This is a genomic window from Ruegeria sp. YTSA226 (assembly GCF_059609905.1).
On record NZ_JBXWMQ010000006.1, the window covers coordinates 68336 to 92585 of the forward strand.

Consider the following 24250-nt stretch of genomic DNA (forward strand, 5'->3'; position numbering starts at 1 on the left):
CCTTCTTGATCAAATTTGCGCGCATGGTGATGCCGGTGGCGGCGGGCGTCAAGGGGGAAGGGCTGGACCCATTCCCCGTTCGCAGGATAGAGGTTCATTAATTCTCAGGACAATGGAGGTACTGGAACCTTATGCAGGGGAAAACCGTACTGATCACTGGGGCCAGTCGCGGCATCGGGGCCGAGGCAGGGCGCGTATTTGCCGCAGCAGGGGCTAATGTCGTGCTAGTGGCGCGTAATCGGGATCAAATTCAGGTACTGGCGTCGTCGCTTGGTGAAAACGCTATTGCACTGGCCTGCGACGTCAGTGACTTCGCCCAGGTCGAGCTGGCCGTGGCAGAGTGCGTAAACAAGTTTGGCGGGCTGGATGTTCTGATAGGCAATGCTGGTGTCATTGACCCGATTTTCCATTTATCCAGCGCCGATGTCGCGTCTTGGGGTAAAGCGATCGACATCAACCTCAAAGGCGTATTTCATGGAATGCGCGCCGCGCTGCCGGTCATGCGTGCCGCGGGCGGCGGCACTGTCCTGACGGTCTCTTCCGGTGCGGCGTCGAACCCAGTCGAGGCCTGGAGCCATTATTGCGCCTCGAAGGCAGGGGCCAAGATGCTGACGGAATGTCTGCATCTTGAGGAATCCTCAAATGGGATCCGCGCCATGGGCCTGTCGCCCGGCACGGTTGCAACCGATATGCAGCGGGTCATCAAGGCCAGCGGGATCAACGCCGTCAGCCAGTTGGATTGGACCGATCATATCCCCGCCGATTGGCCGGCGCGGGCGCTGTTGTGGATGTGTTCGTCAGACGCGGATGAGTTTCTAGGCACCGAAATTTCGCTGCGGCGTGAGGATATTCGGCAAAGGGTTGGATTGACGTGATTGAATTGAACAAAGCAGACGGGCTGTGGACAGTCACGCTCAACAACCCCGACAAGGCAAATGCGCTGACCGGTGCGATGCTGACCGAGCTGTGCGAGATTGCCGAGGCCGCGACCGACGCAAGTGCGCTGATCCTGACCGGGGCTGGCAAAGTGTTCAGCGCCGGCGCCGATCTGGAAGAGGCGCGTGCCGGCCTGGCGACCTCGGATCTGTGGGAGCGGTTGTCGGCTGCTATCGCCGCGTTACCCTGCCTGACGGTTGCCGCACTGAACGGAACGCTGGCTGGTGGAGCCAATGGCATGGTTCTGGCCTGCGATATCCGCATCGCCGTACCGGAAGCCAAGTTCTTTTATCCGGTGATGAAGCTGGGTTTTCTGCCACAACCCTCTGATCCCGCACGCATGGCGGCCCTGATCGGTCCGGCTCGGACAAAGATGATCTTGATGGCCGGGCAAAAGATCACTGCGGATGAGGCTTATGCCTTTGGGCTGGTCGATCGCGTGGTTGCACCTGAAGACCTGATGCAGACCTCCCTTGATCTGGTGGCTGACAGTGTCGCCGCCAATCCTGAAATTGCGACCGGTATTGCGCGGTTATGTTCATGAGGTTGTCTGCCCTGCGTCTGCGCGTGGCTGACACGGATCGTCTTGCCGAGTTTTACGGGGATGCAATGGGTATGACTGCACGCCGGCAGGGCGCAAGCCTGCGATTGGGATATGCCGGGCAGGATGCCGATCTGCTTTTGATGCCGGGCGGCGGCGGGTACACACATGATCGGGGCCAGAGATATTGGAAGATCGGCATCACCCTGCCGGATGTTGATCTGGCTGCCGCTTATTTGCGCGAAAAAGGCATCGAGGTTTCAGAGCCGGACCAGTTTCTGGATATCGGCTATATGTGCCACCTGACTGATCCCGAGGGTTTCGTGATCGAACTGCTGCAACACGATTTCCGTGGCAATCGCCCGGACGGTATCGCCGATCCCAAGGCCCCTTTCGCGGATGCGCGTATTGGACAAATCACCCTGCGCACCGGGAATATCGCGGTCGAGGATGCCTTTTGTCGTGCACAGGGGATGCAGCTGCTATCTGTGCAGGATGTGGCACAATATGGGTTCGATCTGCACTTTTATGCTTTCACCGACGAGGTTCCCCCTAATGCCGACCTGTGGTCTGTTGAGAACCGCGAATGGCTTTGGAAACGCCCCTATACCACGCTCGAGTTTCAGCACAGCGCAGGTGCTACGTTTGCTCGGGCCCCCGATTTTCGGGGGCTTGAGATGCAGGGCCTGGCCCAGCCCGGCCATGATGCATTTGGCGACCCGGTCCTGCCGGGCTGATCACTGGCCACGTCGTTTTCGCGGCACTTTCGATCGAAAATCAGGGGGCCGTTTGCGAATCCAGTCCAGGAATCTCTCAAGACGAGGGTGGGCGCGCAAGGCTTCGACCGTGTTGAAATCCCGCGCCAGTTCCGCTTCGGTCAGGGTGGCGTGGATCTCTTTGTGGCAGATCACATGCAGAAAAACCGTGGGGCCGCCCTTGCCCCCTTTCAGTTTTGGGATCAGATGGTGCTGGCTGCCGTTCCCATCGGGGATCGGCCGGTCGCAGAGGGGGCAGATCGGGTCGCGGTCGGTCATATCAGCGTAACGTCGCGCCGTAGGGCGCGAAAGGCAAGAGGACAGCAATGGCACAAGCCGTCGTGATCGGAGGCGGGCCAGCGGGCCTGATGGCGGCGGGTGAACTGGCCGCCGCAGGTCATGATGTGCTGGTGGCCGAGGCCAAACCCTCGGTCGCCCGAAAGCTTTTGATGGCGGGCAAGTCCGGCCTGAACCTGACCAAGGATGAATCGCTGGAAACATTCCTGTTGTCTTATGGCCCCGGTGCTGAGTGGCTGCGCCCCATGCTGGCGGAGTTTGATGCCACCGCCGTTCAGGACTGGGCGCGCGATCTGGGGCAAGAGGTGTTTACAGGCTCAACCGGGCGGGTGTTTCCAAAGGCGATGAAGGCCTCACCACTGTTGCGGGCTTGGCTGGGGCGTCTTGATGCGGCTGGTGTGCATATCAAAACCCGATGGCGGTGGACCGGATGGAACGGCGATGCTCTGGAATTCGATACTCCGAAAGGTCACCGGCAGATTGAGGCTGACACGACGATTCTGGCCATGGGCGGCGCAAGCTGGGCGCGATTGGGATCGGATGGAGCTTGGGCCCCACTGTTGCAAGGGGCGGGTGTCGACCTGTCGCCATTTGCCCCGGCGAACTCGGCCCTGTCAGTGGATTGGAGCGCACATATGCAGCCGCATTTCGGCGCTGCGATCAAATCCGTTGGGTGGACTGCCGGGGATGTGATCAGTCGCGGCGAGGCGACGATTTCATCCAAAGGCCTTGAAGGCGGAGGGCTCTATTCCCTGACGCCCGCTTTGCGAGAAGGTGCGCCGTTGAGTGTTGATCTGGTTCCCGATCTGGATGCAGCTACCTTGCAGCAGAAAATTGCAGCCAAGAAATCCAAGACGACGCAGTCGCAATGGATGAAGAAATCTCTGCATCTGTCTCCGCAAAAGATCGCTCTGTATCACGAGATGAACAGGGGAAGCGGTCTGAGTGTCGAAACGTTGAAATCTCTGCCCCTCAGCCACGCGGGGTTGCGGCCAATGGATGAGGCAATCTCAACCGTCGGAGGTGTTCGGCAAGGCGCTTTGGACGAAGGGTTGATGCTGAAATCCAGGCCCGGAATGTTCTGCGCCGGCGAGATGCTGGATTGGGAAGCTCCGACCGGTGGCTATCTGCTAACTGCCTGTCTGGCGACAGGGCGATGGGCCGGGCGATCAGCTGCAAACTGGCTGGCGCGGACCGCTTAACGCGACTTTGCCAGCATCGCCAGACGGATCATGGCACGTTCGACCAAAGCCATGGCTGGGGCCGTTTGCCCAGCTGACCGCAATGACAGATCCGTATCAGTCAGAACGGTCAAAGCGGTCTGCAGTTTGGGTGCCCCCCATCCCTGTGCTTGCCGCAGAATACGATCACGCCGCTTTCCATAGACGGGTGGGCGCAGCTTGCCGACGCCCTGTGCCGCACCACCGGGATCGGCGGCACAGGCGTAAAGCGTTCGAAAGTGCCGGGTTGCTCCGATACACAGGCTGACCGCATTTGTACCTTGCGATTGCAGCCGTCGTATCAGCGGGCTAATCTCTCCGGCTCTGCCTTCGGCGACCACGTTCAGGACATCGTCCAGAGCGGCCTCGGTCGAGCTGGGTGCACAGGCCTCGATATCTTCGAGAGCCAATTCAGTATCGTCTCCGCGCTTGTAAAGAGACAATTTTTCAATGGTTTGCGTAAAGTCCCCGGGGCTGATGGCCGTGGCAAGTTCGGTGATGGCCGACATTGCATCCGGTGGAATGTTATTGACTCCGGCCTGTGCCAGAACCCGTTCAACCTCGGCCCTAGAGGGCGGATCGTCATAGATCCCAACGGCATAGGCTGCGGGATGCGACTCGAATGCCTTACGGATCTTTGAGCTGGGTTTGAGCTGCCCGGCAGTCACGATGATCTGAGCGTCGCCCGTTGCCCAATCCTCGAATGCGGTAATGATGGCTGGGGCGGCGACATCAGTTGCATCTTCGACGAAAACTGCACGTGGGCCGGGGAAGAACCCGACAGCCTTGACCGCGTCCAGCAACAGTGCCGGTTCCCCGCGCAGATCACCACCTGGCATTCGGGTCAGGCGCATTTCCTCTTCGGCGCCTTCTCCCAGCAGGGCTGACAAGACCTGTTGCCGTTTCAAGGCCACACGCATCGCATCGGATCCGTAAATCAACAACCCTGCCTTGCCCGCGTCCGGTTTGGCGAAATACCCCTCAGCCTCGCGCGGGCTGAGCTTCATTGGGTCAGGCCCGGTGCTGCATAAAGGCGGTTCACGATTTGATCGGACAGGATGATCATCAGCCGCTCGGTCGCGTCACGTTCGTCCGCAAGCGTCGAGACGGTTGAGCCTGCAGCGGAATAGCCCACGAAATCATGGACATTTCCTGATACCAGAATCCGCCCGGTTTCAGCGGACCTGAGGGAAAATTCCGCGCGCCCTTCGATTGTATACCGGTTCGTCTCGTTGGTAGTTGTGATCGCTGCAGATTGCGTGGCCGTAGCAACCTTAACATCCAGATCATACAGCTTTTGTGCGCTCGCATCCCGGCCCAGCCGCTGTTCCAAATTCTGGACAAGCAAATAGCTTTCCACGGAATTTGGCTCAGTAACAGCAACTTTACCATGCAATGCTTCACCTGTTCCGCCCGGCGCGTAAACGGGTTGGAACCCGCATGCGGCCGCCAGCAAGCAAGCAGCCAGCGGCATCAACAAAAGGCTTCTGCGATTAAACAACGACATTCACGATCCGACCTGGAACAACGATCACTTTCTTCGGCGCGGCACCGTCCAGTGCCTTTTGCACAGCTTCGGTGCTGAGCGCGATTTTTTCAACCTCTGCCTTGTCCATATCTTTTGGAACGCTGATTTCCGCGCGGCGTTTGCCGTTGATCTGGATCGGCAGGGTTACAGTGTCATCGACCAGCATAGCTTCGTCCGCGACAGGCCAGGGGGCTGTTGCGATCAAACCTTCGCCGCCCTGATGCGCCCAGATATCTTCGGCCAGATGTGGTGTCATCGGCGACATCAACTGTGCCAGCGTCTTTATCGCCTGCTTTTGGGCCGCTGCACCCGCTTTGGATTTTGCCAACGTATTGGTAAACGCATAGAGCTTTGCAATGGCGGCATTAAAGCCGAAGCTTTCAACACCAAGCGTCACATCATGGATGGCTTTGTGCATCTCGCGCAGCAGGTCTCGATCCCCGTCGCCTTTTGCCTCGGGGTCCATCGCGCCGATCTTGTCGCAGAGGTTCCAGACACGGTTCAGGTGCTTGAATGCAGCCTCTGCGCCTGATGCTGTCCACTCCACATCCCGCTCGGGCGGTGAATCGGACAACACGAACCAGCGCGCGGTATCCGCGCCGAAGGCCGAGATAATGCTGACCGGGTCGACCACGTTTTTCTTGGATTTCGACATCTTGGCCGAGGGGATGATTTCGACCTCCGTGCCATCGGCGAGTTTGCCGTCGGTCACATCCTCGGGCAGGTGATAGACCGGACGGCCATTGGCGTCGCGGGTTTGATAAATCTCGTGCGTGACCATGCCTTGGGTAAACAAGGCATCAAAGGGCTCGATGGCCTTTTTCGGCAAATGGCCAGTGATCTGCATCGCCCGCGCAAAGAAGCGGGAATAGAGCAAGTGCAGGATAGCGTGTTCGATGCCGCCGATATATTGATCGACATTCATCCAGTATTCAGCCTCGGCCAGATCGGTCGGCGTTTCCGCGTGCGGAGCCGTAAAGCGGGCGAAATACCACGACGAATCGACGAACGTATCCATCGTGTCGGTTTCTCGCTTGGATGGCGCACCGCAAGACGGGCAGGCGCAGTCGCGCCAGGTCGGGTGGCGGTCCAGAGGATTGCCCGGTTTGTCAAAAGTGACATCGTCGGGCAGGCGGATCGGCAAGTTTTCGTTCTTTTCGGGCACCACGCCGCAGGATTCGCAATGCACCACGGGAATCGGGCACCCCCAATAGCGCTGACGCGACAGACCCCAATCGCGCAGACGGTATTTGGTAACGCCTTCGCCCCAACCCGCTTTTTCGGCGAAATCGACGGTGGTGTTGATTGCGTCATCACCCGTGGCGTCGGTCAGCCCGGCAAAATGGTTTACCCAGCGGACTTTTTCGGTTTTCGGCGGAACGTATGCGGTTTTGTCGACCGGTGTGTCATTATCAAGCGCAAAGAACGTGTCGACGACGGGCAAACCGTACTTACGGCAGAAATCCAGGTCGCGCTGGTCGTGGGCCGGGCAGGCAAAGATGGCGCCGGTGCCGTAATCCATCAGGATGAAATTGGCGATCCAGACCGGCAGCTCCCAATTCGGATCCAGCGGGTGTTTGACCTTGATACCAGTGTCATAGCCCAGCTTTTCGGCGGTCTCTATGGCCTCTTCCGTGGTGCCGCCCTTGCGGCATTCGGCAACGAACTCAGCCACTTCGGGGTTTTCGGCCTCAAGTTGCTTGGCAATCGGATGGTCCGGCGAGATGCCGACGAAAGACGCCCCCATCAGCGTATCGGGGCGCGTTGTATAGACGGTGATTGGCTCACCACTATCGACGCGTTCAAAGCCAAACTGCAATCCACGCGACTTGCCGATCCAGTTTTCCTGCATCAGGCGCACTTTTGCCGGCCAGTTCTCCAGCGTGTTCAGCGCATCCAGCAATTCCTCAGAGTAATCGCTGATCTTGAAGAACCATTGCGTCAGCTCGCGCCGTTCAACCAATGCGCCCGAACGCCAGCCGCGCCCGCCTTCGACTTGTTCATTGGCCAGTACGGTCATATCGACCGGGTCCCAGTTCACCACCGCGTTCTTGCGGTAAACCAGACCGGCCTGCAGCATATCCAGAAACAGTGCCTGTTGCTGGCCGTAATATTCTGGGTCACAGGTGGCGAATTCGCGGGACCAGTCGATGGACAGGCCCAGAGGCTTCATCTGGCTGCGCATGTCTGCGATGTTGCCATAGGTCCAGTCTTTCGGGTGACCGCCAATAGCCATCGCAGCGTTTTCTGCAGGCATCCCGAACGCGTCCCATCCCATCGGGTGCAGCACGTTATGGCCGGTCGCAAGCTTGTGGCGCGCGATTACGTCGCCCATCGTATAGTTGCGCACATGTCCCATATGGATCCGGCCAGACGGGTAGGGGAACATTTCAAGCACATAATATTTCGGCTTGTCCGCCTTGTGGTTGGCGGTGAAGATTCCGGCCTTGTCCCAGGCCTCTTGCCATTTTGCTTCGATTTCGGTGGCCGAATAGCGCGACATCGTGCGGTCCTTCGTAATGAAAACGCCGGGCATGAACCCGGCGTGGTAATATTGTGATTTGAAGCGGGTTGCTAGAGCTTGTTGTCCGCAATGCGCAGCTGACGGGCGCGGGACAGGATTGCATCTTCGATTGCGCGTGTGGTTGCCGCGCTGACCGGTGCACCCCCGCTGGTCTGCAGCGCAACCGACAAGGATCGTGCCGCCAGGGCGGGATCGCTGATGTGAACCGTGGCCCTGTATTGCCGTCCACCACCCGGAGGCGTGCCGTAACCTGTTACGATTACACCGGTAAAGGGATCGACTTCCTGCACGGGCAGAAAGTTAAGGACATCCAGCGAGGCAGCCCACAGATAGCGGTTCACATTGGTAACCTGCTCGGCGTCTGCGGTGTTGAATACATCCCAGATCGTTGAGCGATTCGGATCGTTCAGCTCACGCTCGTCCGAGCGACCGCCATCCACATTGAGTGGCGTTGCACTGGGTTCTGCGTTGCGATTCTGTCCGCAAGCCGACACCGCGGCTGTCACTATGATCAAACCGAAAATTGTCTGCAGGCGCATGTTGGACAGGTTCCGTTTCGTTGGTTTTAGGTTATTCACGTTACTCCTAGACAAGGTCTGGTTCGTCAACAAGCTTAATCTTGTCACATCCAGAGCAGGCTTCGGGGTTGATTCAGTGGGTAAATCAGACTGTGGCATCCTTGCACCAATTCTAGGTCAATGCGCGTCAGTTTTTATGCCAAGCTTGCGTGACAGGGGCAAAAAGGGCGAAACGGTTCCCGTGCTGAGACATGTGCCTAAGCACGTGTCGAGTTAAAAAACTTTTGAAACCGAGGGAAACAAGATGAAAAAAGTTCTCTTCGCATCGACCGCACTGATTGCAACCGCAAGTGTTGCAGCGGCCGAAGTTAAGTTCAGCGGCTACGGCCGTTTTGGTATTGGTTATCAGGAGGACCGCACAGCGGCCACCACCACCACCACTACCACCACCACTACTGCAAGTAGTGCAACTGTTCAGAACGTTAACGTGTTCGCGAACGACACTGACGACACAATCCTGGTCTCGCGCTTCCGCCTGAACATCGACGGCACAGCCGAAACCGATGGCGGCGTTGAGTTCTCGGCTCGTGTACGTCTGCAGGCTGACGAAGACTCGTCCACCGGCGAAGCCAACTCGGCTGGCCTGAACGGCGCGCGCTTCTCGGTCATCTACGGTGGTCTGCGTGTTGACGCCGGCAACGTTGCTGGTGCTTTCGACAACTTGGCAAACTACTACGGTAACGAGCCTGGCCTGGAAAACTTCATCGGTCAGTATTCTGCCGTTGACTATGGCTTCCTGGGTTACTCGTCGACCGGTTCGGGTTCGAACGCTGTGTTCTTCCAGTACGCAGTTGGTGACTTCGCCTTTGGTGCGTCGTACGATCAAGCGACCATCTTCCAGGGCGGTGGCAACACCACGAGCGCTGACCGTTGGGACGTAAGCGCGACTTACACCTTCAACAACATCACTGCAGCGCTGGCCTATGGTCAAACTGACGCGGGCGATGCTGGCGACGACCCAAGCCTGCTGGTCTTCACCCTGGGTGCAGAATTCGGCGACTTCTCGGGTACGCTGTTTGTTGCTGACGATAAAACCGAAAACGACCTGACCGACGGCACTGCTTGGGGTGTATCGGGTGCCTACAATGTTGGCGCCGCGACCACTCTGACCTTCGCCTACGGTGACGGTAACGCTGATGCGGACACGCAGCAGTACGGCATCGGCGCCATCTACGACCTGGGTGGCGGTGTATCGCTGCGCGGTGGTGTAGGTGTCAGCGACTGTGACGTCTGCGACGACTCGACCACACGTGCCGACTTTGGTGCACAGTTCAACTTCTAAGTTGATCTGAGCCGCAAGGTTTAAGGGCAGGTCTTCGGACCTGCCCTTTTCTTTTTGTCCGACATAGTGTTTTTCTTCGCCCATAACTGATCGAGGACCCAAATGTCGCTGCAAGAAATATCTGCCCGGATAACCAAAGCCGAAACTGCCTCGGGGCGGGACGTCGGGGCCGTGAAGCTGATCGCCGTGTCAAAGGTTCAGCCGAATGAGCGTGTAGCGGAAGTGCTTGCTTTAGGGCATCGCTGTTTCGGTGAAAACAGGGTTCAAGAAGCCGTCGGAAAATGGCCGGAATTCAAGCTGCAATATCCAGATGTCGATTTGCATTTGATTGGCCCCTTGCAAACGAACAAAGCCCGCCAGGCGCTCGAGCTGTTCAGCACGATCCATTCCGTTGATCGTCCGAAACTGGCCAGCACTCTGGCCCGGCTTGCGCAAGAGGTCGGCACTTGCCCGGACCTGTTCATTCAGGTCAATACCGGTGAAGAGGATCAAAAGGCAGGAATTCTGCCCACTGAGGCAGACGCATTTATTGCCGATTGCCGCGGGCTCGACCTTCCGATTCAGGGCCTGATGTGCATTCCGCCTGTCGAGGAAGAGCCATCTCTGCATTTCGCCTTGCTTGCCAAGATAGCTGAACGCAATGGTCTGAAAGGGCTATCCATGGGGATGAGCAGCGATTTCGAGCAGGCCATTGCACTTGGCGCTACCCATGTGCGCGTCGGCTCGGCCATTTTCGGTGAACGAGTTAAGCCTGAGGGATAATCAACCGCGTGCCTGGCTCGATTCGACGTGCGATCCACCGCAGATGGTCGCGCCGAAAGGCAACGCAGCCTTCTGTAGGAAAACCGGGCCGTCGCCATTGATGCAGGAAAATTGCTGAACCGCGCCCGGCCACCGCATTGGGCCAGTTCCAGTCAGTGATCAGAACCAGATCGTAAAGCGGGTCCGCGCGGCGGAGTTTTTCGTGACTGAAAGGATAAGGTGCGCTGACCATATGATTGTACTGCGTGTCTTGCACATCATCTGACCAGAGGTCCTGAGGACCGATTGGGATGGCCCAAGGCGACGGTCTTGCGAGCCGGTCGGGCCGGTACAGCATACCAACGATGTTGAGGCAGCCGGTCGGCGTGGCGCCGTCCCCCTCACGCTTGCTGTTGCTTAACCCACCTTTCCCGATCGAACAGGGAAAATACCCGCCGCGAAAACGAACGCCGCGGCGGGTTAGAACCAGATCTGCGGGTGTCACAGCAAATGTCCCGACTTGGCTGCTTTGGTGGCCAGATAGTCGCGGTTATGGGCAGTTTCGCCGACTTTCAGCGGGACGCGCTCGGTGACGGCGATGCCGGTCTTCTCCATCATCGCGATCTTGGCGGGGTTGTTGGTCAACAGCCTTACGGAACTGAAGCCGAGCAATTTCAGGATGTCCGAGCCCAGACGGAAATCGCGCTCGTCATCCTCGAACCCGAGACGGTGATTGGCCTCGACTGTATCGAACCCTTGATCCTGCAGGAAATAGGCGCGCATCTTGTTGGCCAAGCCAATCCCACGGCCTTCCTGATTCAGATACAGAAGTACTCCTGCCCCTTCAGACCCCATCTGGGCCAGAGCCCCACGCAGTTGTGGCCCGCAATCACATTTCAAGCTGCCCATCAGATCACCGGTGAAGCAGGCCGAATGCAGCCGAGCCAATACCGGTTTGCTGCGGTCGGGGCGGCCGATCTCTATTGCGTAATGTTCCTCGCCGCCATCTTCAGGGCGAAAAACGTGCAGGCGCCCGGCTTCGGATACCTCCATCGGCAGTCGGGCGGCCACGACCTCATTCAAAAGGCTTCGATCCGACAGATGTGGCGCGGCGCGGGTATGGTCAATACATGTCAGGCCATGTGCAGTAGCGAAGGTTCGACCATCTTGAACAGGAACAACGATTGCCGCCGGCAGAAGGTGGGCTGACTTGGTCAAAGCAATGGCAATGCGATGCAGATTGGCGTTGCCCTGACGCTCTGTCATCAGTGGGCCTTTCATAGGCGCGTTCAGATCGTCCGAGGGATCGGCCACCGCCTGCACCCAGGCAACATCGGCATCTGCCGGAACGATCACACGCGCCAGGTCACCGTCATAGGCCCGTGCCTTTAATGTCTCGGCCCGTCGGACAGTCACTGCGACTACAGGATCGCCACCCAGACCTTGCAAGTCGGCAAGCCGCTGTGCGCTCAGCGTTTCCGACGCAATGGCCAGTACGCTAAAGCCGGTGTCATCCGTCAGGGCGACCGGCAAGCCCATGCGCAGGTCAGCCCGTGCCCGAGCAAGCAGTTCCGAGATATCCGGGATAAGACTCATCTGTTGTTACCCTGTAACGATCAGCCCTTCATGTAGCCTGATCAAAAGGAAATGTGAAACAATTCCTCATCCTGAGACACGAGGGCGTGAAACGGTTGCAGCAAACCTTGTTGATTGCATCTTTCGCGCGCAAGTGGTGGAAAAGGGCTTAGGAGGACCGGATATGGCACAGCTAAAGAAAATCCTGCTAGTGGATGATGATGAGGATCTGCGCGAAGCGTTGAGCGAACAGCTCGTGATGACCGAGGATTTTGATGTATTCGAAGCGTCGGACGGGGCATCAGCCATGGAGCGAGCTCGCGAGGCGATTTACGATCTGGTCATTCTGGATGTTGGCTTGCCCGACACGGATGGGCGCGAGCTGTGCCGCCTGATGCGCAAGCAAGGTGTGAAAAGCCCGATCCTGATGTTGACCGGTCATGACAGTGACGCGGACACCATCCTGGGTCTGGATGCCGGTGCCAATGACTATGTTCCCAAGCCGTTCAAGTTTCCGGTTCTTCTGGCACGTATCCGTGCACAGCTTCGCCAGCATGAACAATCAGAAGACGCGGTATTTGTGCTCGGGCCTTATACTTTCAAGCCGGCGATGAAGATGCTGATCACCGACGAAGACCGCAAGATTCGACTGACCGAGAAGGAAACCAATATCCTCAAGTTCCTGTACCGGTCCGCCGACGGTGTCGTCGCCCGTGACATTCTGCTGCATGAGGTCTGGGGCTATAATGCCGGTGTCACCACACATACGCTGGAAACTCATATCTATCGCCTGCGTCAGAAGATCGAGCCCGATCCATCCAACGCGCGCCTTTTGGTCACAGAATCGGGTGGATATCGCTTGGTATCGTAACTTGATGTGGATTGACTTGGATCAAAGTGATACCCTGTAGACATCTTTAAGTTACTCCCAACCCGTACATGTCCGGGTAATGACATGTACCTCCCTGTTGGACTGCCGGGCCTGATGGCCCGGCCTTTTTTGTTTGTGCTGCAAAATGTTTTGCGGCTCCTAGCGGATTGCGACAAAGTATATGTTCATGTAATGTTCTATTTCTGGAGTGCAAAATTGGAGGCGAAAGTGATTCATGGAAGTTGCCTGTGTGGCGCCGTAAAATTCCAACTTACCAGTGAACCTTCGGTTATGGGAACATGCCATTGTTCGCGTTGTCGGAAGGCAGGTGCAAGCACTGTTGTCTTCGTCAAGAAAGATGATGTTGTTTGGCTGGACGGTAAGGACCGAGTTGTCACTTACCAGCCTGAACCGCCCTATAAATATGGCAGGTGTTTCTGCGATACCTGTGGGACGTCGCTTGGTGAAATTCTGGCTGATGCGGACAGTTTTCCGATTGCGGCTAATGCGCTGGACACTCCGTTTGATCTGAAAGTCCAGTTTCACGAATCCGTATCTGAGAAACCGCATTGGTACGAGATTTGCGATGATGCGCCCCAATCCTCAGGGCATCCGTCCTGATAATTTCTTTTACGATGGTACCTGTGAAAGCACCGCGTTAGGGTGCGCCAACCGCGACAGAGGAATTCCCTATGCCTTTTACTCTTGCCACATGGAACATCAACTCGGTCCGTCTGCGCGAGCCTATCGTGCTGAAATTGTTGCGCGAAGAGGCACCGGATGTTCTGTGCCTGCAGGAATGCAAGTCTCCGGTGGACAAGATCCCCACCGAAGGGTTTGCCGAACTGGGTTACACTCACATGGTTGCGCGCGGGCAAAAGGGCTACAACGGCGTTGCGATCCTGTCTCGCCTGCCGATGGTCGAGGCGGGCGACATGGATTTCGCAGATCTCGGCCATGCGCGCCATATCGCGGGGCGGCTGGAAAACGGCGTGACGATTCACAATTTCTATGTCCCTGCGGGCGGTGATGTGCCGGATCGTGAGGTGAATGAGAAATTTGGCCAGAAGCTGGATTACCTGACCGATATGCGTGACTGGTTCCACGCGGAAAAGCCGGAAAAATCCATTCTGGTTGGTGATCTGAATATCGCTCCGCGTGAGGATGATGTCTGGTCGCACAAACAGTTGCTCAAGGTCGTTTCGCATACACCGGTCGAGGTCGAGGCTTTGGCCGAAACGCAGGACGCAGGCGGTTGGGTCGATGTCACCCGGCAGGACATCCCCGAAGGGCAGCTTTATAGCTGGTGGTCCTATCGCGCGCGGGATTGGGACGTGGCCGACAAGGGGCGGCGGCTGGATCACGTCTGGGCGACCCCGGATATCTCGAATGCAGGCCATTCCAGCCGCGTTCTGCGCAACGCGCGCGGGTGGGAAAAGCCCAGTGATCACGCCCCGGTCTTTGCGACCTTTGACGTCTGACGTAAAACTCTGCCCTTGGTTTCCGGGTCAAGCGACTGCATATAGAGCGCAAGTTTAATCGAAAGAGTGACAGCCATGGACCTTCTGAACGGCGCAGACATCCCCGCCACCGATCTGATCAAGGACGGGACCGAAGCCACTTTTATGGCGGATGTGGTCGAAGCCTCGCAGGACGTGCCGGTCATCGTTGATTTCTGGGCGCCGTGGTGCGGCCCATGCAAAACGTTGGGCCCGCTGTTGGAAGAGGCTGTGACCGCCGCCAAGGGTGCGGTCAAGATGGTCAAGATCAACGTGGACGAGGCGCAGATGATCGCCTCACAGATGCGCGTTCAGTCTATCCCGACCGTGTATGCCTTTCACAAAGGCCAACCGATCGACGGATTTCAGGGCGCAGTGCCCGGATCCGAGATCAAAGCATTTGTAGATCGCGTGATCGAGGCGACAGGTGGCGAAAGCCCGGGTGGTCAACTGGACGATGCTGTCGAGGCTGCCGAGGAAATGCTGACCGAAGGTGCCGCAGCGGATGCCGCTCAGACCTTTGCTGCCATTCTGGGTGAGGATCCGAACCACGCCACCGCTTATGGTGGGCTGGTACGCGCGCATATCGCCACTGGCGATTTGGAGCAGGCCGAGGCAATTTTGAACGGTGCCCCGGCGGAGATTTCCACATCGCCAGAGCTTGAAGCGGCAAACGCACAGTTGGAACTGGCCAAGCAAGCGGCAGATGCCGGCCCGGTGGCCGAATTGACCGCAGCGGTTGAGGCCGATCCTGACAATCATCAGGCACGGTTCGATCTGGCGCAGGCCCTGCATGCCAATGGCGAGGTTGAAGAGGCGGTGGCGCAGCTGCTGGAAATGTTCCGCCGTGACCGTGAATGGAACGAAGGCGCGGCCAAGTCTCAGCTGTTCACGATATTTGATGCGCTCAAACCCAATGATCCGATTGTTCTGAACGGGCGGCGCAAGCTCAGCTCGATGATATTTGCCTAATTCTGGATCAGGGCTACACTCGGGTACATGATGCATCCCGCTGATCTGCCGGAAACGGTATCCGTTTTCCCTTTGCCCGGGGCGCTGTTGCTGCCCCGATCGCGCTTGCCGCTGCATATATTTGAGCCGCGCTATCTGCAGATGCTGGACGACGCTTTGAAGACCCAGGAACGGTTGATCGGGTTGGTTCAACCGAATCCCTGTCAAAGCAACGAAAACAAGCTGCACCAAATTGGCTGCGCGGGGCGGGTGACGCAGTTTTCCGAAACTGAAGACGGCCGCTATCTGATCACTCTGACTGGCATCTCCCGGTTCCGTATTCAGGCCGAGTTGGATGCTTTTACCCCATACCGCCGTTGTAACGTGACCTGGCGCGGGTTTGACCGTGATCTTGGCAAGGTCGAGCACGACGAGGGGTTTGATCGGGTGGGGCTTTTGAAGCTGTTGGAAAAGTTCTTTTCGTCGCGAAAGTTGTCGGCTGATTGGGATATGTTGAAAGACGCGAATGATGAACTGCTTGTGAATTCGCTGTCGATGTTGCTGGATTTTGATCCGGAAGAAAAACAAGCCTTGCTAGAGGCTCCCTGTTTGCGCACCCGGCGCGAGACTTTGGTGACACTGATTGAATTCGCCATGCGCGGCGGAGCGAATGAGGAAACACTACAATGACCACCGTTGAACACGCTTTTGACCGCCACATGCTTGAGGCGCTAATTTGTCCGAAGACGCATACAACGCTGCATTATGACGCTGAAAAGCAGGAACTGGTGTCAAAAGCGGCGGGTTTGGCCTTTCCGATCCGCAATGGCATTCCTGTCATGTTGGTGGATGAGGCGCGCGAGCTGGACTAGATCGCCCGACCCTGCAGTAGTTTTGGCAGGTCCCCGGTAAGGCCGGCGGCCTCGCGCACGAAACCGCGACGCAGGCCGGGTAGTGACCCGACGACGCCCATCCCGATATCCCGTCCGATCCGTAGTAGAGGATTGTCGTTGGAAAACAGCTTGTTGAACACATCCGTCGCCATCGCCAAAGACGCGGTATCAAACCGTCGCCATTCCTGAAAACGCTCCAAAACCAGTGGCGAACTAATATCTTCCCCGCGCCGTCCGGCCAGGGTCAGCACCTCGGCCAGAGCGCCCACGTCGCGCAGGCCCGCATTCAGGCCCTGGCCTGCAATCGGGTGCATTCCATGGGCTGCGTCTCCGACCAGTGCCATCCGTTCTCCGATGAAAGAGTTGGCGATGGTCAGGTTCAGCGGATAGGTAAACCGATCTCCGGCCAGACGGATTTCGCCCAGGAAATCGCCGAATCTGGGGCGCAGGACCTGCAGATAGTCCTCCTCGGGCAGGGCGTTGATGCGCTTGGCCATTTCTGTTCGCTCGCTCCAGACGATAGAGCTGCGATTGCCGGTCAGAGGCAGAATGGCCAAAGGGCCGGGTGGCATGAAGAACTGATGCGCGATGCCGTGATGCGGCAAGTCATGTTCGATGGCGCAGACCAGCGCGGTCTGCCCGTAATCCCATCCTGTGCGTTTGATCCCGGCACGTTCCGCTGTGCCGCTGCGACGCCCATCGCATCCGATCAGCAGCGCACCCTTGACGACCGCGCCATCATCCAATGTCAGGCTGACGCCTGTTCCCGAGGTCTGCTGTGACACTACCGTCTTGCCGCTGATCTGGGTAATGGCCTTTTCCGCGGCCATCGCGTCCAGAAAGGCACGGCGCAGGTGGCGGTCTTCGACCATAAAGCCCATCGGACCTTCTTCGATCTCGGCATGGTCGAAATGCATGAAAAACGGCGACGGGCCAGCGCCTGCATGGCCATCGGTGACCTTGATTTCGAGCATTGGCTGGGCGTGTTTGGCAACCCGTGACCAAACCCCAATCGCCTCTAGCAGGCGCTGCGAGGCCAGGGCCAACGCATAGGCTCTGCCGTCAAAAGCCGCATTTTTGCGAACCTTTTCGGCCAGCGCGTCAATGACGGTAACTCTGTGCCCTGTTTGTGCCAGTGCCAAAGCCAAAGCGGGGCCATTCAGGCCGCCGCCGACGATCAGGATATCCGAGCTCTGTTCCATGCTGCGCACTATGCGCGCCCATTCGGGATTGTCCATGTGCGGTCCTGTCGCTACCGTCGCTGGGAATGCAGAAATTGAAGGGGGCAGTGATGCAGGATTGGTTGTCGATGACGGCTTGTGATCTGGGTCGGGGCATTGGCATGGGCCAGATTGACCCGGTTGAACTGACAGAGACCTTTCTGACTGCGATAGCAGCCCACCCGCATCGCGACCGAATCTATGCCCGCGTGACCGAAACGCGCGCCCGAGCCGAGGCTGAGGCGGCGCAGGAGCGGGCCAAGCTGGGATTGCGCCGATCATTGTTGGATGGGGTGCCGATCAGTTGGAAAGACCTGTTCGATACTGCCGGGACTGCCACCGAGGCAGGAACGGCACTGCTGAAAGACCGGGTTCCCAAAACTGATGCAGTCGTGCTGCGAAATGCCAGTGCCATGGGCGCTGTATGTCTTGGCAAAACCCATATGAGCGAGCTGGCTTTCTCGGGTCTGGGCCTGAACCCGATCACCGGAACACCGCCCTGCATCGATGATGAGGATGCGGTTCCCGGCGGTTCATCCTCGGGGGCTGCGGCTTCCGTGGCTTGGGGGTTGGCAGCTTGCGCGATCGGCTCGGATACCGGTGGGTCAGTGCGGATACCGTCAGCCTGGAACAATCTGGTCGGGCTGAAAACCACTGCCGGGCGGGTCAGCCTGGAGGGTACAGTCCCGTTGTGCCTGCGGTTTGATACCGTTGGGCCGCTGGCCCGCTCGGTCGAGGATGCGACCCATATGCTGGCCATGCTGGAGGGCGGTACGCCCGCTGATTTGCGCGGAGCCAATCTAGAGGGGCGTCGTTTTGCGGATTTACAGACTGTCGCCAAGGATGATTTGCGCGCAGAGCCGCGTGTCGCTTACGAGGATGCCCTGGATCGGTTGCGTGAGGCCGGTGCAGATATCCTGCCTCTTGAGGTCCCTGAACTGACCGACGCGATGGGGCTGTCGGGGGTTCTTTACACCACCGAAGCCTATGGCCTGTGGCGCGATGTGATCGAGGCCAACCCAGATGTGATGTATCCCGAAATACTCGAACGGTTCCGTGCTGGACGAAATGCTTCGGGCCCCGATTATGTTGCAGCCTGGTCAAGGCTGAAGGCGTGTCGCGGTGCATGGGACGTGGCCACTGCCGGGTTTGACGCCGTTTTGGCCCCAACTGCACCGATCCTGCCGCCCAATCTTGAACGGCTGATGAGCGATCATGACTATTACGTCACCGAAAACCTGCTGGCTTTGCGGAACACCCGGATCGGCAACCTCATGGGGCTGGCAGCGCTGACCTTACCGACCGGAAAACCGGGCTGCGGGCTGATGATGATGGGTTATCCGGGGTCCGAAGAGGCGCTTTTGCGGCTTGGTTCCGCGGCCGAGGCCGCATTGGCCTGAATGCCACAATCCCCTGATTCGGCACCGCTTTGTCTGGACGAAGCCCCGCCCGGCCTGTAACCTGCTTGAAAACGGGGCGAAATGATCCCGATATTGAGGCAGTAGTTATGAATTTCCCCGAGCGGTTTTCGAACCTTCCGGAATACGCATTCCCGCGCCTGCGCACCCTGTTGGATCATCACCAACCGGGCGGTGAAGTGATTCACATGACCATTGGCGCGCCGATGCACGCTTTTCCGGCCTGGGTCAGCGACGTGATTGCGGAAAATGCTGCCGGTTTTCAGGGATATCCGCCGAATGAGGGTTCGGCCGAGCTGCGCGGCGCGATTACCGACTGGATTGCACGCCGCTATGGCGTAACGATGGACCCGGACACGCAGGTTATGGCCCTGAACGGGACGCGCGAAGGGCTGTATAACGCCGCAATGGCGCTGTGCCCCGAGCAGAAAAACGGGCAAAAGCCGGTTATTTTGTGCCCGAACCCGTTCTATCAGGTCTACATGGTTGCTTCGATTTCGGTCGGGGCCGAGCCGGTTTTTGTCCCTGCCACGGCCGCCACAGATCATCTGCCTGACTATGCCGGTTTGCCCGCGGATGTGCTGAACCGCACCGTCGCCGCCTATATCTGCTCCCCCGCCAACCCGCAGGGCGCAGTGGCCACGCGCGAATATTGGGCCGAGCTGATCCGGCTGGCCGAGACATATGATTTCCGCATCTTCGCCGATGAATGCTATTCCGAGATTTACCGCGACACAGCGCCAACGGGTGTTTTGACGGTCGCAAAGGAACTGGGCGCTGATCCCGAACGGGTCACGCTGTTCAACTCGCTGTCAAAGCGGTCGAATGTGGCCGGGCTGCGGTCAGGTCTGATTGCAGGCGGGCCGGAAACGATCAAGCGGGTCAAGCAGTTACGCAATTATGCGGGCGCGCCATTGCCGCTGCCATTGCAGGCCGCCGCCGCACGGCTGTGGGCCGATGAGGCGCATGTGGACGAGAATCGCGCGCTCTATCAGGAAAAATACGCCATCGCAGACGAGGTGTTTGCAGGTATCCAGGGCTACATGCCGCCCGAAGCCGGGTTCTTTCTGTGGCTGCCGGTTGAAAATGGCGAGGAAACCGCATTGAAACTGTGGCAGCAGACCGGAGTTCGGGTGCTGCCGGGCGCATATCTTTCTCAAGGTGATCCGGGGCAAAACCCGGGCGAGCAATTTATCCGGGTCGCGATGGTGGCCCCAAAAACAGAGATGCGGCAGGGGCTGATCACGCTCCGCGACTGCATCTATTCGTGAGGTACGAGGGCAAAATGGCATCATATAACGCGCGCAACCGCGATCCATTGCTGGACAGCACGACTCAGGCCGCCATCGAGAGGCGCAGCAAAGAGTTGATCGGCATTGCCCTGATCCTACTTGGGTTGGCTTCGGCGGCGATGATCTGGTCCTACACACCGGATGACCCGAACTGGATGGTGTCGACCGATGCACCAGTGCAGAACTGGATGGGGCGTGTTGGTGCCTCGATCGCGGCGCCATTGTTCATGATTGTCGGTTGGGGCAGTTGGAGCATCGCGTTGGTCTTGATCGGCTGGGGTGTGCGTTTTGCCGGGCATTTCGGTGAAGATCGTGCCGTCGCCCGCCTGATATTTGCACCGATCTGGATCGCCATTGTCTCGGTCTATGCGGCGACATTAGTGCCGGGTGAGGCTTGGCGCGTAACGCATAGTTTTGGTCTGGGTGGATTGTTTGGGGATACGGTCATGGGTGCCTTCCTGACCTTGTTGCCCATATCCTCGCATTTTATTGTCAAGCTGATGTCTCTGGCGATGGCTATTGGGATGCTGACGCTGGGCGTGTTTGTTCTTGGTTTCACCAAGGATGACGTGCGCAAGGGGTTCCGCGCCTTCCTGCTGGGGCTGGTCATGTCCTATGACATATTGATGAATCTGCTGGGCCGTGGGGCTGCCGCAACAGCGGAGGCTGCGCGCGAACGTCGTGCCCAATGGGACGAACGCAAGACGGCCCGCGCCGAAGGGGCCGTGTTCGACGACGAGATTGCGTTTGCGGACCCTGTTTTCGACGAGCCACTTCTGGAAGCGCCCGAACCGGTAAAGACCGGCCTTCTGTCGCGCATTCCTGATCTGATCCGCCGCCCGGACCCCATGCCCGAACCCGAGTTGATCGACCGTGAACCTGTCGCGGGTTATGAGGAAATGCCGGGTGAGGACCGTATCCGTTCAAAGATTTCTGCCGCCGTGCGCAATCGTAAGGTTGCAGTCGGAGAGATGGCTCCTGAGCCCGATCCCGACCTGCCGCTGACCAAAGGGCGGGGCCGTGGACCCGACCCGTTGATCCTGAACGCAGGGCCGGCGGACGATCTGCCGCCCGAGCCGCCAGTGACATCAACCGGGCTGCCGCCCGAACCGATGCTGTCAGCGAAGCCTGAAACAGAATGGCAGGAACCGTTGCATCAGGATTTTGCGCCCGAGCCGGATTTCGATGACGAGGCCGTTTTCGAGGATGACGTCGATGAGATGCCGCAAGCCCGCCCGGCGATGAAAATCCCCGTGGCCGAGCCGCGCAAGCCGGTGGTTGCTCAACCCGTGCGCCGCACCCCGCCACCCTCGCGCCGGGCCCAGGCCGAGGCCCAGCCCGCGTTGTCGTTCGAAGAAAAGCACTCCGATTTCGAACTGCCTCCGCTGGGCCTGCTGTCCAACCCCTCCAGCATTCAGCGCCATCACCTGAGCGATGAGGCCCTGGAAGAGAATGCGCGGATGTTGGAAAATGTGCTGGATGACTATGGCGTCAAAGGTGAGATCGTCAGCGTCCGCCCCGGTCCGGTTGTCACCATGTACGAACTTGAGCCGGCTCCGGGTTTGAAAGCCAGCCGTGTTATTGGTCTGTCGGATGACATTGCCCGCTCGATGTCGGCCCTCTCGGCGCGGGTTTCGACCCTGCCGGGCCGCTCGGTCATCGGGATCGAACTGCCCAATGAAAACCGTGAAATGGTGGTACTGCGCGAAATCCTTTCGAGCCGTGACTTCGGAGACGGCAATCAGGCGCTGCCTTTGGCGCTGGGCAAGGATATTGGCGGTGAATCCGTTGTGGCCAATCTGGCCAAGATGCCCCACCTGCTGATCGCGGGGACCACCGGTTCCGGTAAATCGGTGGCGATCAACACGATGATCCTGTCGTTGCTGTATAAGCTGACGCCGGATGAATGCCGCCTGATCATGATCGACCCCAAGATGCTGGAATTGTCGGTCTATGACGGCATCCCGCATCTGCTTTCTCCGGTCGTGACAGACCCGAAGAAGGCGGTTGTCGCCTTGAAATGGGTCGTGGGAGAGATGGAGGATCGCTATCGCAAGATGTCCAAGATGGGCGTGCGTAACATCGCGGGCTATAATGGCCGGGTGAAAGACGCGCTGTCCAAGGGCGAAATGTTCAGCCGCACGGTCCAGACCGGTTTTGACGACGAAACGGGTGAACCGATGTTCGAGACCGAGGAATTCGCACCCGAGTCGATGCCCTATATCGTTGTTATTGTCGACGAGATGGCCGACCTGATGATGGTCGCGGGCAAAGAGATCGAGGCCTGCATCCAACGTCTGGCGCAGATGGCGCGGGCCTCGGGTATCCACCTGATCATGGCCACGCAGCGCCCCTCGGTCGATGTGATTACCGGCACGATCAAGGCGAACTTTCCGACCCGGATTTCCTTCCAGGTGACGTCAAAGATCGATAGCCGCACCATTCTTGGTGAAATGGGCGCCGAACAACTGCTGGGGCAGGGTGACATGCTGTATATGGCGGGTGGTGCGAAGATCACACGTTGCCACGGTCCGTTTGTCTCGGATGAAGAGGTCGAGGAAATCGTCAACCATCTGAAGCAATTCGGCCCGCCGGATTATATGAGCGGTGTGGTCGATGGACCGACCGAGGAAAAGGCTGATAATATCGACGCTGTTCTGGGTTTGAACACCGGGGGCAACACCAATGGCGAAGACGCCCTTTACGATCAGGCCGTGGCGATTGTGATCAAGGATCGCAAATGCTCGACCTCGTATATCCAGCGGAAACTTGCCATTGGCTATAACAAAGCTGCGCGTCTGGTTGAGCAGATGGAGGACGAAGGCATTGTTTCATCGGCAAATCACGTCGGAAAACGCGAAATCCTGGTGCCAGAGCAATAGGATATTTAATAACAAGGGCAGAGTGCTTATCTGGGTCTTATGAAACAGATTGCTTTTGCCCTTGCACTGACACTGGCCACACCCGCCGCCTGGGCTGCGGACAAGTTGCCGCTGTCGCAGATATCGAATTACCTGAATGGTCTGAAAACTGTCGAGACGACATTTACACAGGTCAATGATGATGGCTCACTGAGCACAGGAAAGCTGTGGATCGCGCGACCTGGAAAGATGCGGTTCGAATATGACCCGCCAGACAGCGCCGTTGTGTTGGCACGCGCTGGCACCGTTCAGATTTTCGATCCGAAATCCAATCAACCGCCCGAGCAGTATCCGTTAAAGCGAACACCTCTGTCTCTGGTTCTGGCACGGAATGTCGATCTGGGTCAGGCTAATATGGTGGTTGGGCATGACTTTGACGGAACGGCCACTGTCGTGACAGCACAGGACCCGAAAAACCCTGACTCCGGTCGAATTGAGCTGATGTTCACTGGCGATCCGGTTGAGCTGCGAAAATGGGTGATCCACGATAATGCAGGCGGACAGACAACGGTTCTGCTGGGACAGCTTGATACCGAAAAAAATCTAAGCAGCAGCTTGTTTTCGAACAAGAACAGAAGCGGGTCAGGCAATCGCTGACCCGCTGTTTGTTCAGTAACGACAGCCTGACAGTTGCGCCTGGTACATCCGGGCGCGCGCATCCACATCATTGGCCACGTTCAGCAACCACGTCTTGCTGTAATGGCTGCCGCGGGCATAACCGGTATGGCCTTCATGATAGGCCAGATACTGATTGCGCGTGTCGCTTGGCTGGATGCCATTCCGCTCATAGCTTTTGTTCATGTACCAGCCGATGAAATCCGAAGCGTCGCGGATACGGTCCCGCTTGGCCCGGCGTTTGCCGGTTTCGCGCTGATACTCATCCCATGTCCCGTCCAGCGCCTGGCTGAAGCCATAGGCGCTGCTCTGGCGGCCCATCGGGATCACACCCAGAACATATTGATGCGGTGTGCGCGCATCGTGTTTATAGCGGCTTTCCTGATAGATCGTCGCCATCTGAACGTGAACGGGGATGCCCCATTTCCGTTCGGTGCTTTTGAACGCCTTGATGTATTCCGGCCGTTCACGTGCAATGCTGCATGCATCATTCAGCTTGCTGGGCGGTTGTTTGGAACCACCCCCGCAGGATGCCAAAAGCAGCACCCCGAAGAGTACGATAAGAATTCTGCTCATGTGCCTCGTGCCTTTTT

At 58.1% G+C, this 24250-nt stretch carries 25 protein-coding genes; 16 read left to right on the top strand and 9 right to left on the bottom strand.

Features of this window, described 5'->3' with window-relative positions; all coding sequences use genetic code 11:
• The first annotated feature begins 131 nt into the window (after positions 1 to 131).
• From AC2FFF_RS10785 to AC2FFF_RS10795, 3 genes are read left to right on the top strand one after another with little or no spacing between them, the layout of a single operon-like run.
• A complete protein-coding gene (locus AC2FFF_RS10785) occupies positions 132 to 875 on the top strand; it encodes an SDR family oxidoreductase (protein WP_142637115.1) in 744 nt (247 codons plus the stop codon).
• Entirely contained in the window at positions 872 to 1480 is a 609-nt protein-coding gene (locus AC2FFF_RS10790; protein WP_142637113.1) for an enoyl-CoA hydratase/isomerase family protein, read from the top strand. The genes AC2FFF_RS10785 and AC2FFF_RS10790 overlap by 4 nt, the downstream gene beginning before the upstream one ends.
• The gene (locus tag AC2FFF_RS10795; RefSeq protein WP_142637111.1) at positions 1477 to 2214 is read left to right on the top strand and encodes a VOC family protein; all 738 of its coding nucleotides are present in this window, start codon (positions 1477 to 1479) and stop codon (positions 2212 to 2214) included. The genes AC2FFF_RS10790 and AC2FFF_RS10795 overlap by 4 nt, the downstream gene beginning before the upstream one ends.
• Here AC2FFF_RS10795 and AC2FFF_RS10800 read toward each other — a convergent pair whose 3' ends face one another.
• Entirely contained in the window at positions 2215 to 2511 is a 297-nt protein-coding gene (locus tag AC2FFF_RS10800; protein WP_281973061.1) for an HNH endonuclease, read from the bottom strand.
• Positions 2512 to 2558: 47 nt separating this feature from the next.
• On the opposite strand from AC2FFF_RS10800, the gene AC2FFF_RS10805 reads away from it, so the two are divergent.
• Positions 2559 to 3731, top strand: coding sequence for a TIGR03862 family flavoprotein (locus tag AC2FFF_RS10805; RefSeq protein ID WP_281973062.1), 1173 nt, complete (start codon positions 2559 to 2561; stop codon positions 3729 to 3731).
• Here the strand turns inward: AC2FFF_RS10805 and holA are convergent.
• The 4 genes from holA to AC2FFF_RS10825 all read right to left on the bottom strand — a co-directional run bounded on the left by holA (position 3728) and on the right by AC2FFF_RS10825 (position 8340).
• A complete protein-coding gene (gene holA / locus AC2FFF_RS10810) occupies positions 3728 to 4756 on the bottom strand; it encodes a DNA polymerase III subunit delta (RefSeq protein ID WP_271949662.1) in 1029 nt (342 codons plus the stop codon). The two genes, AC2FFF_RS10805 and holA, sit on opposite strands and share 4 nt — an antisense overlap.
• Positions 4753 to 5256 carry an LPS assembly lipoprotein LptE gene (lptE, locus tag AC2FFF_RS10815; RefSeq protein ID WP_142637105.1) on the bottom strand — a complete coding sequence of 168 codons (504 nt, stop codon included), beginning with the start codon at positions 5254 to 5256 and terminating at the stop codon, positions 4753 to 4755. Before lptE ends, holA begins: the two co-directional genes overlap by 4 nt.
• Complete coding sequence (gene leuS, locus AC2FFF_RS10820) at positions 5243 to 7780, bottom strand: leucine--tRNA ligase (RefSeq protein ID WP_281973063.1); 2538 nt, start codon at positions 7778 to 7780, stop codon at positions 5243 to 5245. Before leuS ends, lptE begins: the two co-directional genes overlap by 14 nt.
• 71 nt (positions 7781 to 7851) lie before the next feature.
• Positions 7852 to 8340, bottom strand: coding sequence for a DUF3576 domain-containing protein (locus AC2FFF_RS10825; protein WP_142637277.1), 489 nt, complete (start codon positions 8338 to 8340; stop codon positions 7852 to 7854).
• Between the two features lie 283 nt (positions 8341 to 8623).
• Here AC2FFF_RS10825 and AC2FFF_RS10830 point away from each other — a divergent pair, with 283 nt between their 5' ends.
• Positions 8624 to 9661 carry a porin gene (locus AC2FFF_RS10830; RefSeq protein WP_281973064.1) on the top strand — a complete coding sequence of 346 codons (1038 nt, stop codon included), beginning with the start codon at positions 8624 to 8626 and terminating at the stop codon, positions 9659 to 9661.
• A gap of 102 nt (positions 9662 to 9763) precedes the next feature.
• Complete coding sequence (locus AC2FFF_RS10835; RefSeq protein WP_271949668.1) at positions 9764 to 10423, top strand: YggS family pyridoxal phosphate-dependent enzyme; 660 nt, start codon at positions 9764 to 9766, stop codon at positions 10421 to 10423.
• Here the strand turns inward: AC2FFF_RS10835 and AC2FFF_RS10840 are convergent.
• Both AC2FFF_RS10840 and ribA read right to left on the bottom strand, forming a co-directional pair.
• On the bottom strand, positions 10407 to 10907 hold the full coding sequence (locus tag AC2FFF_RS10840; RefSeq protein WP_142637097.1) for a L,D-transpeptidase family protein: 501 nt from the start codon (positions 10905 to 10907) through the stop codon (positions 10407 to 10409). The genes AC2FFF_RS10835 and AC2FFF_RS10840 overlap by 17 nt on opposite strands.
• Positions 10904 to 11998: a GTP cyclohydrolase II gene (gene ribA / locus AC2FFF_RS10845; protein WP_271949672.1), complete on the bottom strand. Its 1095-nt coding sequence runs from the start codon at positions 11996 to 11998 to the stop codon at positions 10904 to 10906. Before ribA ends, AC2FFF_RS10840 begins: the two co-directional genes overlap by 4 nt.
• A gap of 163 nt (positions 11999 to 12161) precedes the next feature.
• Here ribA and AC2FFF_RS10850 point away from each other — a divergent pair, with 163 nt between their 5' ends.
• The 6 genes from AC2FFF_RS10850 to AC2FFF_RS10875 all read left to right on the top strand — a co-directional run bounded on the left by AC2FFF_RS10850 (position 12162) and on the right by AC2FFF_RS10875 (position 16170).
• Positions 12162 to 12848, top strand: a complete 687-nt coding sequence (locus tag AC2FFF_RS10850; protein ID WP_142637092.1) for a response regulator transcription factor — start codon at positions 12162 to 12164, stop codon at positions 12846 to 12848.
• Between the two features lie 228 nt (positions 12849 to 13076).
• A complete protein-coding gene (locus tag AC2FFF_RS10855) occupies positions 13077 to 13469 on the top strand; it encodes a GFA family protein (protein WP_271949675.1) in 393 nt (130 codons plus the stop codon).
• 71 nt (positions 13470 to 13540) lie between these two features.
• A complete protein-coding gene (locus AC2FFF_RS10860) occupies positions 13541 to 14329 on the top strand; it encodes an exodeoxyribonuclease III (protein ID WP_142637090.1) in 789 nt (262 codons plus the stop codon).
• A gap of 75 nt (positions 14330 to 14404) precedes the next feature.
• The gene (gene trxA / locus AC2FFF_RS10865; RefSeq protein WP_142637088.1) at positions 14405 to 15319 is read left to right on the top strand and encodes a thioredoxin; all 915 of its coding nucleotides are present in this window, start codon (positions 14405 to 14407) and stop codon (positions 15317 to 15319) included.
• 27 nt (positions 15320 to 15346) lie between these two features.
• A complete protein-coding gene (locus AC2FFF_RS10870) occupies positions 15347 to 15988 on the top strand; it encodes an LON peptidase substrate-binding domain-containing protein (protein WP_142637086.1) in 642 nt (213 codons plus the stop codon).
• Complete coding sequence (locus AC2FFF_RS10875; RefSeq protein ID WP_142637084.1) at positions 15985 to 16170, top strand: Trm112 family protein; 186 nt, start codon at positions 15985 to 15987, stop codon at positions 16168 to 16170. Before AC2FFF_RS10870 ends, AC2FFF_RS10875 begins: the two co-directional genes overlap by 4 nt.
• Here the strand turns inward: AC2FFF_RS10875 and AC2FFF_RS10880 are convergent.
• On the bottom strand, positions 16167 to 17393 hold the full coding sequence (locus AC2FFF_RS10880; protein ID WP_142637272.1) for an FAD-dependent monooxygenase: 1227 nt from the start codon (positions 17391 to 17393) through the stop codon (positions 16167 to 16169). The genes AC2FFF_RS10875 and AC2FFF_RS10880 overlap by 4 nt on opposite strands.
• 89 nt (positions 17394 to 17482) lie before the next feature.
• Here AC2FFF_RS10880 and AC2FFF_RS10885 point away from each other — a divergent pair, with 89 nt between their 5' ends.
• The 4 genes from AC2FFF_RS10885 to AC2FFF_RS10900 all read left to right on the top strand — a co-directional run bounded on the left by AC2FFF_RS10885 (position 17483) and on the right by AC2FFF_RS10900 (position 23639).
• On the top strand, positions 17483 to 18811 hold the full coding sequence (locus tag AC2FFF_RS10885) for an amidase (RefSeq protein ID WP_281973117.1): 1329 nt from the start codon (positions 17483 to 17485) through the stop codon (positions 18809 to 18811).
• Positions 18812 to 18918: 107 nt separating this feature from the next.
• Complete coding sequence (locus tag AC2FFF_RS10890; protein ID WP_281973065.1) at positions 18919 to 20100, top strand: aminotransferase class I/II-fold pyridoxal phosphate-dependent enzyme; 1182 nt, start codon at positions 18919 to 18921, stop codon at positions 20098 to 20100.
• 14 nt (positions 20101 to 20114) lie between these two features.
• Positions 20115 to 23003, top strand: a complete 2889-nt coding sequence (locus AC2FFF_RS10895) for a DNA translocase FtsK (RefSeq protein ID WP_281973066.1) — start codon at positions 20115 to 20117, stop codon at positions 23001 to 23003.
• A gap of 39 nt (positions 23004 to 23042) precedes the next feature.
• The gene (locus tag AC2FFF_RS10900; RefSeq protein WP_142637078.1) at positions 23043 to 23639 is read left to right on the top strand and encodes a LolA family protein; all 597 of its coding nucleotides are present in this window, start codon (positions 23043 to 23045) and stop codon (positions 23637 to 23639) included.
• A 12-nt stretch (positions 23640 to 23651) separates the two neighbouring features.
• On the opposite strand, the gene AC2FFF_RS10905 is transcribed toward AC2FFF_RS10900, so the two are convergent.
• Positions 23652 to 24233, bottom strand: coding sequence for a transglycosylase SLT domain-containing protein (locus AC2FFF_RS10905; RefSeq protein WP_142637077.1), 582 nt, complete (start codon positions 24231 to 24233; stop codon positions 23652 to 23654).
• Positions 24234 to 24250 lie beyond the last annotated feature (17 nt).